At 70.0% G+C, this 12,560-nt stretch carries 14 protein-coding genes; 10 read left to right on the forward strand and 4 right to left on the reverse strand.

From position 1 onward, the window contains the following. Positions 1 to 20 precede the first annotated feature (20 nt). Positions 21 to 1,097, reverse strand: a complete 1,077-nt coding sequence (locus tag FHS07_RS06490) for an oxidoreductase (RefSeq protein WP_183419008.1) — start codon at positions 1,095 to 1,097, stop codon at positions 21 to 23. Between the two features lie 76 nt (positions 1,098 to 1,173). Next, positions 1,174 to 1,497, reverse strand: coding sequence for a HepT-like ribonuclease domain-containing protein (locus FHS07_RS06495; RefSeq protein WP_183419009.1), 324 nt, complete (start codon positions 1,495 to 1,497; stop codon positions 1,174 to 1,176). Between the two features lie 452 nt (positions 1,498 to 1,949). Here FHS07_RS06495 and FHS07_RS06500 point away from each other — a divergent pair, with 452 nt between their 5' ends. After that, positions 1,950 to 2,957: a hypothetical protein gene (locus tag FHS07_RS06500; RefSeq protein ID WP_183419010.1), complete on the forward strand. Its 1,008-nt coding sequence runs from the start codon at positions 1,950 to 1,952 to the stop codon at positions 2,955 to 2,957. Between the two features lie 502 nt (positions 2,958 to 3,459). On the opposite strand, the gene FHS07_RS06505 is transcribed toward FHS07_RS06500, so the two are convergent. After that, a complete protein-coding gene (locus tag FHS07_RS06505) occupies positions 3,460 to 4,041 on the reverse strand; it encodes a DinB family protein (protein ID WP_183419011.1) in 582 nt (193 codons plus the stop codon). 160 nt (positions 4,042 to 4,201) lie between these two features. Here FHS07_RS06505 and pdxH point away from each other — a divergent pair, with 160 nt between their 5' ends. From pdxH to FHS07_RS06535, 6 genes are all read left to right on the forward strand, one after another. After that, entirely contained in the window at positions 4,202 to 4,849 is a 648-nt protein-coding gene (gene pdxH, locus FHS07_RS06510) for a pyridoxamine 5'-phosphate oxidase (protein WP_183419012.1), read from the forward strand. Positions 4,850 to 5,147: 298 nt separating this feature from the next. Then, entirely contained in the window at positions 5,148 to 6,305 is a 1,158-nt protein-coding gene (locus FHS07_RS06515) for a GTPase family protein (RefSeq protein WP_183419013.1), read from the forward strand. 144 nt (positions 6,306 to 6,449) lie between these two features. Continuing rightward, positions 6,450 to 7,109: a HEAT repeat domain-containing protein gene (locus FHS07_RS06520; RefSeq protein ID WP_183419014.1), complete on the forward strand. Its 660-nt coding sequence runs from the start codon at positions 6,450 to 6,452 to the stop codon at positions 7,107 to 7,109. A gap of 196 nt (positions 7,110 to 7,305) precedes the next feature. After that, positions 7,306 to 8,448 carry an acyltransferase family protein gene (locus FHS07_RS06525; protein ID WP_183419015.1) on the forward strand — a complete coding sequence of 381 codons (1,143 nt, stop codon included), beginning with the start codon at positions 7,306 to 7,308 and terminating at the stop codon, positions 8,446 to 8,448. A gap of 9 nt (positions 8,449 to 8,457) precedes the next feature. Further along, positions 8,458 to 8,616, forward strand: a complete 159-nt coding sequence (locus FHS07_RS06530; RefSeq protein ID WP_183419016.1) for a hypothetical protein — start codon at positions 8,458 to 8,460, stop codon at positions 8,614 to 8,616. Between the two features lie 56 nt (positions 8,617 to 8,672). Next, complete coding sequence (locus tag FHS07_RS06535) at positions 8,673 to 10,160, forward strand: SDR family NAD(P)-dependent oxidoreductase (protein ID WP_183419017.1); 1,488 nt, start codon at positions 8,673 to 8,675, stop codon at positions 10,158 to 10,160. Between the two features lie 96 nt (positions 10,161 to 10,256). On the opposite strand, the gene FHS07_RS16455 is transcribed toward FHS07_RS06535, so the two are convergent. Next, positions 10,257 to 10,664 (reverse strand): NUDIX domain-containing protein, encoded by a 408-nt coding sequence (locus tag FHS07_RS16455; RefSeq protein WP_183419018.1) that lies wholly within the window; start codon positions 10,662 to 10,664, stop codon positions 10,257 to 10,259. A 268-nt stretch (positions 10,665 to 10,932) separates the two neighbouring features. On the opposite strand from FHS07_RS16455, the gene FHS07_RS06545 reads away from it, so the two are divergent. The 3 genes from FHS07_RS06545 to FHS07_RS06555 all read left to right on the forward strand — a co-directional run bounded on the left by FHS07_RS06545 (position 10,933) and on the right by FHS07_RS06555 (position 12,460). Continuing rightward, complete coding sequence (locus FHS07_RS06545) at positions 10,933 to 11,304, forward strand: LPXTG cell wall anchor domain-containing protein (protein ID WP_183419019.1); 372 nt, start codon at positions 10,933 to 10,935, stop codon at positions 11,302 to 11,304. A gap of 107 nt (positions 11,305 to 11,411) precedes the next feature. Then, positions 11,412 to 12,044 carry an acyl-CoA synthetase gene (locus FHS07_RS06550; protein ID WP_183419020.1) on the forward strand — a complete coding sequence of 211 codons (633 nt, stop codon included), beginning with the start codon at positions 11,412 to 11,414 and terminating at the stop codon, positions 12,042 to 12,044. Continuing rightward, complete coding sequence (locus FHS07_RS06555; protein ID WP_183419021.1) at positions 12,041 to 12,460, forward strand: amino acid transporter; 420 nt, start codon at positions 12,041 to 12,043, stop codon at positions 12,458 to 12,460. Before FHS07_RS06550 ends, FHS07_RS06555 begins: the two co-directional genes overlap by 4 nt. The last annotated feature ends 100 nt before the right edge of the window (positions 12,461 to 12,560 follow it).

Here is a 12,560-nt window from a genome sequence, read left to right on the forward strand (position 1 = left end):
CCTCCACCCCGCCCCGTCGCTCAGCTCTGGAGGAACGGGTAGTCCGTGTACCCGCGCTCGTCGCCGCCGTAGACGGTGGGCTGGTCGACCTCGTTCTCGTCGGCGCCCTTCTGCCAGCGGGTCACGAGGTCGGGGTTCGCGATCGCGGGGCGACCGACGGCGACCAGGTCGGCGATGCCCTCGTCGACGGCCGACACGGCCTCGTCGCGCGTGGTGACGCTCGAGAAGCCGGTGTTGACGATGAACGTCCCGCCGAACGCACGGCGGAGGTCCTGGATCAGCTCGCCAGCCGGGTCGGCGTGCAGCACGCTCAGGTACGCAAGTCCCAGGGGCGCGAGTCCGGCGATGAGTGCCTCGTACGTGGCGCGCGTCTCGGCGTCATCCTTCTCCCACACGTCCTGGATGTTGTGGGCGGGCGAAATCCGGATGCCGACACGTCCGGCGCCGATCTCGGCCACGACGGCCTCGGCGACCTCGATGACGAAGCGGGCGCGGGCTTCGGGCGATCCGCCGTATTCGTCGGTGCGCTGGTTGGAGGCGGGGGAGAGGAACTCGTGCAGGAGGTATCCGTTGGCGCCGTGCAGCTCGACGCCGTCGAAGCCGGCATCCACTGCCCGTCGGGCGGCGGCGACGAACTCGTCGCGGACGGTGGCGAGCTCGTCGGTCTCGAGGGCGTGGGGGACCGCGTAGGCGACCTTGGTGCCGTCGGCCAGGCGGGTCTCGCCCTCGATCGCGATCGCCGAGGGGGCGACGATGCGCTCGGTGCCGGTGATGTCGGGGTGCGTGACGCGTCCGCCGTTCATGAGCTGCATGAAGACGGTGCCGCCCTCGGCGTGCACGGCGTCGGCGACCTTCGCCCACCCGGCGGCCTGCGCGTCGGTGACGATGCCGGGCTGGCCCGGGTACGCACGCGACTCGGCGCTCGGGAACACGCCCTCGGTCACCAGCAGGCCGATGCCCGCGCGCTGCGCGTAGTACTTCGCGACGATGGGTCCGGGAACGCCGTGGGCGTCGGCGCGGAGGCGGGTCATCGGGGCGAGCGACACGCGGTTGCGAACGTCGGCATCGCCGACGGTGGTGGGGCTGAACAGGCTCACGGGGGTCCTTTCGTGGGGAACAGGGGCCACGCCATGCCAACGAGGGGCGGCGGCTGCCTATTCCACACGGGCGATCTCAGTGGACCGGGAGGCTTGACGCGTGACCAGGCCCGTCAGAGGGCAGGCAGCACGACCTCGCGAGGTACTCGCGGAGCCGCGGTACGTCCCGCGTGAGTGTGCGCCACACCCGGTGGGGGTCGAGGTCGTCGTGTTGATGTGCGGCGAGGTTTCGCATGTCGATGATCTGCCGCCACGGCTGGCCATCGAAGCGCTCGCGAACGGGCGCGGGGATCTTGGCGACGGCCTCGCCGATCCGAATCAGTCCCCTCTCGATAGCCCACTGCGCCTGCACGTCATCGAGAAAGCGCTGCTGACCTTGCGCGACGATCTGCGCGATCACTTTTCATACCGCGACGACCCGTGCCGCGGCATCCCGAGTCTTGTGAAGGTCGGCGGTCACAGCTCGACAGCTCCGCGCAGCACTCGCTCGCGGAACTCGCCACGCAGAGTGTCGAATGCCGCGACATCCACCTCGACGTGGAGGAGGTCGGCGAGGGCGAGGCGCAGGCCGATCTCGTCCAGAAGGCTCTCATGGGTGAATTTGCGGGCGAAACGTGGCCACGCCGCGTCAATGCGTTACCCACCACCATCGGCGGGCGAGGTGAGCACGGTCGCCCCCTCGCCGCTCGACTACTGCTGAAGCACCACGCGCGTTGCCCCGTCCTGCCTTCCTGACGCTTCTCACCCGGCGCCGGATCCATCCTTGTCCCCCAAGTAGCGGACAGGACGTCAGAGGTAGAAACCACCCACTCCAACGCCGTTGGAGAGAACGCTCAAGCTCAAAGGAGAGAGATGCGAAAGAAGATAATGCGATCCCGAGGCGGGGTTGCAGTCATCGCCACGGTCGTGACCGTTTCGACACTCATCGCGCCGCCGTCATATGCGGAAGAACAGGGCGCTGCGGCTGATGCAGTCGCCGACCTCGTCCAAACTGCGGCGGCGGAGGCAACCGCTTCGCAGGATGCAATTCCCGGGATACTCACCGCCGACGCGACGGTCGCCCTTCCCCGAGACCCAGACGCGAACGTGATTGTCGGCCTGCAAGAGGACCCCGTCCTCGAGATATCCCTTCCCGATGCTGTGGATCTGCACACGGGGGTGGAATCGTCCGACGGCATGATGGTCTTCGCGGGCAAGGGGGACAGTCCGGACGTGACAGTGGAAGCGCTTCCGTCGGGCGCGCGCGTCACCACAGTCATCAAAGGCGATACGGCCGGTCGGTCATTCGACTACGTACTGCCAGACGGGGTGACGGCGGAATTGCGCAGCGATGGCCGCGTCGAGCTGACAGAGCAGATCGAGGTTGAGGTCGATAAGGGCGAGGTGGAGGTCTCGAAGATCGTCGGATATGTGGAACCCGCTTGGGCGATCGACGCCGCCGGGCGGGACGTTCCCACCTCCTACGAGATCGAGGATGGCGTTCTCACTCAACACGTCCAGACCGATTCCGCCACGACCTATCCGGTCGTTGCTGACCCGCAGTGGTCCGTGACAAGCTGGAACCACGCGCGCATGCGCTGGAACCGTGCCGAGACTGCGACAATCTCTGCGGGCGGGTGGGGCGCGACGGGAGCGGCAGGGGCGTGTGGCCTCGTGGGCTCTGCTCTTGCGGGTCCCCCCGGAGCGGCGATCGGAAGCGCGGCGTGCCTGGCAGCTGGCGGAGCCGCGGTATACACGGCTGGAGTGGCGCAGAATTCTCGCCCCCAACGATGCCTGGAGATGTACGCAACGGTTATCTTCACAATTCAGCCGTCCTTTCTGCCGTGGTTCGGAACGTACTCCGGAGGGTCGTGCCGCTGATGCCCCCGACATACCGCACCTCCCTTCGACTACGGCTGTCGCTCCTCTTCGCCCCCATCCGCCTGCTGCTCTGCGTCGCATCGTTCGCGTGGTTCGCCGGAGTGAGCGCGCTGTACATGGGCCGAGGGCAAGGGGCTGATGTGTTTGGGCCTCTGTCGGTGATCCCTCTCCTGACCTTCACGGCCTGGACGGTCGCAACCGACATGCAGTACCGACGAGAGGAAGCGGAACAACCTCCGACGGTTACAGGAGACCGGGACAGCTGATCGTGATGGAGGGGAACGGATGCCGACGCCCAGGCATCATCCGCTCCCCTCCCCCCCCCGCCGCGGGCCGCCGCACCACCACCGTCGCCGGCTTGCTCACCGTGATCCCGGCCGCTCTCGTGAACTCTGCCCGACACGCGTGCACGCCCAGGCTGGCTCACCGATTCGCCGGTGAAGACGTAGGCGCTGGTCTTCTTACCTAGGACAGGCGCCCTCGTCCGCAGCGCCGCCGCCCCTTACGGCATCCAGAACCCCAGCGTGCACAGCAGCCGCGTTTCGTCATCGGCATCTGCCGGCGGGTCGATCGCCGGGCCGAACACGCCCCACTGCCGCCACTCGTCGGCGTGCGGCACGACGTGCTCGGTGAACCCGTCGATCAGTTCGGGGGACAGGTGGAACGGGATGCCGAAGTGCTTCGCCATCGACCACGCCTGGAACGCGCGGTACGTCGCCATATGCGCGAACCCCTCGGCCGCCGGGTAGTCGCCGTAGGTGAAGCGGAACGTGTCGGCGATGTCGCCCTTGTGCACCGCGGCCGTGGCGGCGTCGTTGAGCGCGTCGTACGCGGCGATCGGATCGTCGCCGCTCAGGAGGTCGCCTTCGGCGAACGGGTCGCCGTCGGCCGCCGCGCGACCCGCGATCACGTCGGGGATCCAGGCTTCGTCATAGGCGTGCCGCCCGATGATGTCGAGCAGCGTGGCCGACTCGAGCTGGCTCCACTCCTTCGGCACCGGGGCCGAGAAGTCGGCGGAATCGAGGCGGTCGATGACGTCGCGCAGCGCGGCGTCGGAGCGGAGGAACAGTTCGGCGGGCGTCATGGCGACGACGGTACTCCGGGCCACCGACACCGGCCAGATCCCTCGTGGCGGCCCCTCGTCGGTCGGGCACGGCACCGCATCTCGATCGCCCGCAAGCGGGGACCCGCGCGGGGGACACAGTCATACGATGGTGCCGCCCGCGACCGACCGGAGGACCGCGATGACCGAGAACCCCCTCGCCCACCGCCTCGACTACACGCTCGACGAGCTCGATGACGGCGCGCTGACGGCATCCCCTCTCGCTCTTCTGCGGCGCTGGCTCGACGACGCATCCGACCTCCCCGAGCCGAACGCGATGGTCGTGTCGACGGTGGATGCCGAAGCCCGACCGACCTCGCGCACCGTGCTCTTGCGCGGAGTCGACGACGACGGGGCGCTGTGGTTCTTCACCAACCGGCTGTCGCGCAAGGGCCGGGCGCTGGCTGCGAACCCGTCGGTGTCGATCCTCTTCCCCTGGTACGCGCTGCAGCGCCAGGTCATCGTGCTCGGCACGGCGACGCCCCTGCCGGCGGAGCGCGACGACGCGTACTTCGCGTCCCGCCCACGCGGCTCGCAACTGTCGGCCTGGGCGAGCCATCAGTCCGAGCCCGTGGCATCCCGAGCCGCCCTCGAGGAGCAGATGGCGGAGCTCGGCGCCCGCTTCCCCGGCGACGAGCCCGTGCCGCGACCGCCGCACTGGGGTGGATATCGGGTGGACGCGCGCGAGATCGAGTTCTGGCAGGGCCGGCCGTCGCGCCTGCACGACCGGATCGTGTTCACACGCGACGACCCGGCGGGGGAGTGGGCTGCGGTGCGGCGGCAGCCGTGACCCCGCCTTCCCGCGAGCGGCGGAGAGCGCCGCGGCCCTGACCCGTTCCTGCGCGTGGAGCGGAGGAGATTCGGCGGGCGGAGGACCGGCGCTGAGGGCGAGGTCCTCCGCCGGCCGAATCCCCTCCCGTCGCGACTGTGAGCGCAAGGGGCGGTGCGGAATTCCCTCCCGTCGCGACCGTGAACGCAAGGGGAGGCGCCGAAAACGCCGCGACGGACCCCGGGCCGTAGATTCGTGGCATCCGCATCCCGCGGGAAGAACGCCCGATCTCGATTTCCTTCGGGGGTAAGGAGACATCATGGCGAAGAAGAACGCGGACGCACCCGACCTCGATCAGAAGGCCTTCGTCGAGGCGACCTCGGAGGCCAAGTCGCGCTACGGCCGGTTCAACCTCGCCATCGTCGGGAGCTCCGGCGTCGGCAAGTCGTCGCTCGTCAACGCGGTGTTCGGCCGCGATTGGGCCAAGGTCGGCCGAGGCTTACCCGTCACGCGGGGCGTGCAGTTCTACAGCGACGACTCGCTCGGCATCTGGGATGTCGAGGGCTTCGAGATCGGTTCGCCCGTTCCTCCCGCCCAGCAGCTGCGCGATCACCTGAACGCCATCGCGGCGCACTCCGGTGATCACCAGATATCCGTCGTCTGGTACTGCGTGCAGGCCAACGACGATCGCCTCACTCCCGCCGACATCGCCATGATCCGCGAACTCGACGCGCGGGGACTTCCGGTGATCCTCGTGCTCACGAAGGTCGACTGGATCAAGAACCCCCTCACCGGGCATCAGGGTGTCGCCAAAGACGTGCAGGCCTTCGTCGACTGGCTCAACGATCCGGTGGATGCCGCGACCGGTGAACGCCTGCGCGTGCCCTACCGGCGCGTCATCCTCACCTCCACGCGAGACCGGCACGGGAAGGGGAAGGGGCACGGCCTCGGTGACCTTGTCACCGAGACGCTCGCCCTCGCTCCCGAGCGTGACAAGGATGCCTTTCGCATCGCACAACGTCTCAACCTCCCGTGGAAGCGCGAGATGGCTCGCCCGATCATCGCGACGGCGGCCGCGGCGGCTGCGGGAGCGGCGACCGTTCCGCTTCCTGTCTCGGATGCTTTCACTCTTGCGCCGATCCAACTCACGATGATGGGGCGGATCGCCGCCATCTACGACCTCGAGGTCAAGACCATGCTCTCGGCGGGCGCCCTCGCGCAGTTCGGTGTGCAGGTCGCAGGACGGGCGTTGGCGACCAGCTTCCTGAAGCTGATCCCCGGCGCCGGCGTCGTCGTCAACGCGGCGGTGGCGGGCGCGCTCACCGCGGCGACCGGGGAGAGCTGGATGAAGATCTGCGAGCTCCTGCACACGGGAAAGATCGACGTGCGCAAGCTCGACCAGGAGTGGGCGAAGTACGCGCCGAGCTTCATGGACGTCGCGCGCAAGCTGGTCGAGAGACGCGTGGGCAGGCGCTGACCGCTGTCGCGCGTGGAGCGGAGGAGTTTCGGCGAGTGGAGGATGGATGCCGCGGAGGAGGTCCTCCCTTCGGAGAATCTCCTCCGCTCGTGACCGTCCGCCGCCGCCCCGACACCTCCCGGGCCGTGGAACGCTAGAGGCACCATGACCGACGCCACCCCCGCTGCACGCCTCCGCACAGCCCTCGAGCACCCCGACGCGTCCGCCCGGTTGCAGGCCGCGCTCGCCGCGGGGACGCGGCCGCACGACGACTACATCGCCAAGCTGGTGGCAAGGTGCGCGGTCGAGACCGACTTCTTCGTGCGCGACATGCTGACCTGGGCGCTCACGCGGCACGACCCCGTTCGGGCCGTCGTCACTCTCATGCCCGAAGTGGGGTCGGAGATCCCGCAGGCGCGCAGCCAGGCGCTGCACACGCTGTCGAAGATCGGCGACCCCGCCGCGTTCGCAGTGATCACGCCGGCCGTGCTGCGCGACCGGCACCCCGAGGTGGCACGGGCGGCGTGGCGCACGGCATCCGGTCTCGTCCCCGACGACGCCCACGAGGCGCTCGCCGAGGAGCTGTCCACCCAGTTCGGACGCGGCGACCACGACACCCAGCGCAGCCTCAGCCGCGCGTTCGCGGCGATCGGATTCCGCGCCGAGGCGGCGGTCGAGCGGGCAGCGGCCTCGCCCTACGACGTCGTCAGCGCGCATGCACGGGCCACGGCCATCGTCATGGACGACCCCGACACGGAGTTCGCGGAGGCCGTCGTCGAGGCGCGGCGGGTGGTGGCGCAGCGGGCGTTGCCGGCGGAGGGCTGAGCCGGTCTCGGCGAGCCGCCGCAAACGCCGTCGCCCGAGGTCAACCCCCTCCCCTTTCAGGATTCTCCGGACCGCGGGGGAGTACCGTCTCGGGAGGTCTGCGCGACTCCACGTGCTCAGGTCGGCTCCAACGGTGTCGTCGACGGGTGCACGGTCGCGCTCGGTAACGACACGGGAGGCGATCGCCATCAGCACGATGACCGCGCCCGTCGCACCCCCGATGGCGGCGGCCCCCGGCCCGCTCGACCACGTGCGCAATCTGCCGTCGCTCACGGGCCTGCGCTGGGCGACGGCGCTGCTGATCTTCGGCCACCACCTCATGGCGGTCAACTACTTCGGCGGCAACGCCGGGGTCGCGTGGGGCGTGCTGTTCGAGGCCGGCAAGACCGGCGTGACGCTGTTCTTCATCCTGTCGGGCTTCGTGCTCGCCTGGGGATACCGCCCGCAACAGACCGTCCGCTCGTTCTGGTGGCACCGCGTCGCGCGCATCTACCCGTTGCACGTCGTGGGTGTCGTGCTGGCGCTCATCGCCGCGGCGACCCTCGTGCCCGAGATCCGCACCGACGGTGCCGCGCCCCTCGTCGCCAACGTCTTCCTCGTCAACGGCTGGGTGCCCGACTGGTGGCAGGCGGGCAACCCCGCGAGCTGGTCGCTCGTGTGCGAGGCCTTCTTCTATCTGAGCTTCCCGTTCCTCATCCGCCCCCTCGTGCGGGCTTCGAACCGGATCCTCACGGTCGTGGCCGTGACATCCCTGGTGCTCGTCGCGCTCGCCCCGCAGATCGCGGCCTTCGCGCCGGGCGTGCTGTCTTCGGCATCCACTCCCCTCCTCCGCCTGCCCGAATTCGTCATCGGCATGACCCTCGCCGTGATGATGAAGCGCGGGGAATGGATGCCGCTCCGCCTCCGCATCGCGCTGCCCCTGGCCGTCGCCGGATACGCGCTGTCGGAGGCGCCGCTGGTGCCGGGTACCGACATCCACCCGGGGCTCGCCGCCACCGTCGGCTTCTACGCGCTGTTGGTCGCCTCGCTCGCGAACGCCGACGCGCGCGGACGCTCGACCTTCCTCGCCCGGCCGCTCTGGCAGGAGCTCGGGCGCGTGTCGTTCGCTTTCTACCTCGTTCACCTGCTCGTCATCGCGTCGGTGTCGTCGGGCTGGCCCGACGGGCATCCCGAACTCCCCTGGCGGCAGGCGGTGCCCCTGGCGCTCGCCGCCTTCGGAATCGCGCTCGCCATCGCCTGGGTGATGCACAAGCTGGTGGAGATCCCGGCGCAGCGGTGGCTGCTGCGGAACGCAGGAGTCGTGCGCCGCCGACGGCGGTCGACATCCGCTCGCGGCTAGGCTCGCCGGATGTTCTCCGGACTCGCTGGACCGCACCTGCTCATCATCATCCTGACGTGGGGAGCGACCCTCGCGGTGATCGGTGCCGTCCTCTACCTCGTCGTGCGGCTCGCGGTCCTGCACGCGCTGAAGGCGCATACCCGTTGGGTCGACGGCGGCCAGCGCTAGCCCGGCCGACACGCCCGGCCCACCCGCTCTTCAGCAACGCTCCGGTACGATGCCCCGTGCCCGAAACACTGCTGGACCCCGAACGCGATGCCGCGCGGTCGACCGCCATCGACCCGCACGAGCTCGAGATCGCGCTACGCGTCATCGACGCGGCCTCCTCGCTCGACCCCGAAGACCCCGCCTACATCGCCCTGCGTCGCCAGACCGGCAAGCTCTACAAGGACGTCAAGCGGCAGTCGCGCAAAGAGAAGCGTCAGCGCATCGCCGATGCGGACCGCGCGGTCGTCGCCGCCACCGCCACCGGCGCCGCCGACCGGATCGACGACGAGACCCGTGGCATCCCGCTTGCCGCTCGCACCTCGATGCCGTTCGCGGGCGAGCTGATCAAGGCGCGCGCCTGCTACATCTGCAAGCAGGACTACACCCTCGTCGACGCGTTCTACCACCAGCTCTGCCCCGACTGCGCGGCGATGAGCCACGAGAAGCGCGACGCCCGCACCGACCTCACCGGCCGTCGGGCCCTGCTCACCGGCGGCCGCGCCAAGATCGGCATGTACATCGCGCTGCGGCTGCTGCGCGACGGCGCGCACACGACGATCACCACGCGCTTCCCGCGCGATGCGGTGCGCCGCTTCTCGTCGTTGCCCGACAGTGCCGAGTGGATCGACCGCCTCACGGTCGTCGGCATCGACCTGCGCGACCCGGCCCAGGTGATCGGACTCGCCGACTCCGTGGCATCCGCGGGTCCGCTCGACATCCTCATCAACAACGCCGCTCAGACCGTCCGGCGCTCCCCTGGCGCGTACAAACCCCTGGTGGATGCCGAGTTGGCACCGCTCCCCGACGGCCCGCTGCCCGAGCTGCTCACCTTCGGCCACACCAACGACGCCCACCCGCTCGCGCTCGCGCAGTCGGTGTCGGCGCATCCGATCCTCGCATCGGCGGCGCGGACGGCCGACGAGCTCACCGCCGAGGCCATGGCGGCCGGCTCCTCGTCGCTCGAACGCCTGATGACCGGGACCGCGATCGACGCGGGCGGCCTCATCCCCGACGAGGACCGCATCAACAGCTGGACGCAGCACGTCGACCAGGTCGAGCCGCTCGAGATGCTCGAGGTGCAGCTGGCCAACATGACGGCACCGTTCCTGCTCGTCAGCCGCCTGCGTCCCGCCATGGCGGCATCCACCGCGGAGCGCAAGTACATCGTCAACGTCTCGGCGATGGAGGGCGTGTTCGGCCGCGGCTACAAGGGCCCCGGCCACCCGCACACCAACATGGCCAAGGCCGCCCTCAACATGCTCACGCGCACGAGCGCCCGCGAGATGTTCGAGAACGACCGCATCCTGATGACGGCCGTCGACACGGGCTGGATCACCGACGAGCGCCCGCACTTCACCAAGGTGCGCCTGGCCGAGGAGGGCTTCCACGCCCCGCTGGACCTCGTGGACGGAGCGGCCCGCGTGTACGACCCGATCGTGCGCGGCGAGGCGGGCGAAGACCTTTTCGGCATCTTCTTGAAGGATTACCGCAAGAGCTCCTGGTGAGTCAGCGCGCGGCCCCGCCCGCCCGTTGAGCGTCCCGGACACGCCGCATACGCTCCCGACCGACGGCGTGTCGTGGACACTCGACCAGGGTGAGGCTCAGGCGGGCAGGAAGTACTCGCGGGCCAGCGGGGCGATCTCGAGCCCGGATGCCGTCGCGGCGGTGACCCAGCGCAGCTCGGCGATCTCGGCATCCGGGACCGGCTGCTGGTCGCCGATGTCGACACGGAACACGTCGGCGACCACCTCGAAGCCGGGCTCGTTCGCGGCGCTCGCGGTGAAGCGTCCGAGGGGCTCGAGGTGCTCGGGCTCGACGCGCAGGCCGACCTCCTCGGCGAGCTCGCGCGCGAGGGTCTCGGCGGGCGTTTCATCGGGCTCGGGCTTGCCTCCGGGCTGCATGAACGCCGTCGTGCCGGACTTGCGCACGACCAGCAGCCTGCCGTCGGCGTCGGTGATCACCGCGGCGGAGACGTGGATGCGGCGCGGGGTGATGGCATCCGGAGTCACCTCGGCACCGTAACACCCGCGCCGGTGAGTCCCGGGGGGTGGACCTCCGAGACTCGCCGCTCCCGCGCGGACCGAGCGGTGCGTCGGGGTGGGCGCCACGGCGGGGGTCGACCACAGTCCGCAAGCCCGGGGTCGCGGACTGCCGCCGAGAGTCGTGCAATACGACGCGGAAAGGCGCTTTCCCCGTCTGTTTCACCGATGAATTCCTGACCATTCCTCGCGCCGGATGGGCCTTTCACGCCATACTCGATGAGGAGGTTCGGCACTGATGACGAAGACGATGGTGGCGGTGCTGCTGGCATCCGCCCTGTGGGTTCCCCTGGCCGTGAACGACGAACCGGCGGGGCAATCGACGGGCGACTCGCTGCTCATCTCGGTCGAGATCCCCGCTCGAACCAGCGCCCCGACGCCCCCGCCGACCGCGGCCCCGTCTCCGACGGCGATCCCGACCCCCTCGTCGCCGAATCCGACGTCCTCCGCGAGCCCCGGCCCGGTCGACCCGGGAACGGATGCCGCGAACCCCCGGCCCGGTGCGCTGCCGGCCACCGGCGGCGAGATCGCGGGAGGAGCCGCTGCGCTCGCGCTCCTGGCGCTCGCCGCGGGACTCGCCATCCGCGCCCGTCGTCGCCGAAGCGTCTGACGAGAGGGGCGGCGGACCCACTTACTCGCCGTCGAGGTTCCGCGGGGGCCGCACAGGTGCCGAGGAATACACTGGATTCCATCCAATCCGCTCTAACGGGACCCTCCGTGACCTCTTCCTCCACACCGCGCGCCTTCGACGTTCGCCATCTGCAGCTGGCGCGCGCCGCCTTCGCGGCGCTCGCGGCGATCATGGTCACCTTCTCGTCGGACCACTCCGCGCCCCTCGGCCTCGGGGTGTTCAGCGGTTTCGCGCTCGCCACGGGGCTCGTGTTCGCCCTCGCCGCGTGGCTGGTGTTCCGCCGCGAGGAGCGCATGATCCCGGTGCTCCTGGCATCCGTTTCGATCCTCGCCGGCCTCGTGTCCAGCGTCGGAGCGTGGCGCACGACCGGCGTCTTCTTCGGCGTCGTCATCGCCTGGGCGCTCGTGTCCGGGCTCATCGAACTGCTGGGAGCCCTCCGCGACCGCAAGGCGGGACGAACCGCGGGCGTGCGTGACGGAGTGCTCATCGGCATCCTGAGTCTCGTGCTGGCGGCTGTGTTGCTGCTCACCCCGATGCAGTACACGCTCGACTACGACATCACCGGTGCGGGATCGTTCACGCTGACCGGCATCACCATCGCCGTGGGACTCTTCGGCGGATACGCGGCGGTCGTCGCCGTGTTCCTCGCGATCGCGGGTTTCTCGCCGCGCCGCCCCGAGCCCGTTGCGGCCGTATCCCCTGAGGAGGCCGCGTCATGACCGACAAGCCCACCACGCGCAAAGACCTGATGAAGCCCGTCCAGCTGCTGGGGCTGGCCTTCATCGCCGCTCTCTTCGCCGGTTTCGTCACACTGATGTCGATGGGGTTCTTCCAGTCGCGTCCCGCCGACCAGATTCAGAACGCCCTCATCGTGGCGCTCGTCGCGGCCGGCGCGACCTTCATCGTCGTGCTCGTGAGCGTCGCCCTCATGCTGCTCGCCGTCGACCCCGCCAAGGTCACCGCGACCGTCGATCGTCCGCTGCTCCTGCCGAAGGACGCCCCGGATGCCACCACCCCCGGCGCCTCCACGGCCGGCCCCGCTGCGGGGGCTGCGGCCACCGATCCCGCGGCTCCGGGAAAGCCCGCGTCGCCGTCGGCCGACACGCCCGAGGGCGACGCTGCGCCGAAGGCCTGACGGCCGCGCGCTGCGCCTGCGCCCGCCCTGACGCGGTGCGGGGGAGGGGCTCGGCGCGCCGCGGTGACGGGCGGAGGGCATCGGGTGAGCGGAGGACTCT

The organism is Microbacterium proteolyticum, assembly GCF_014192415.1.
GTDB lineage: Bacteria > Actinomycetota > Actinomycetes > Actinomycetales > Microbacteriaceae > Microbacterium > Microbacterium proteolyticum.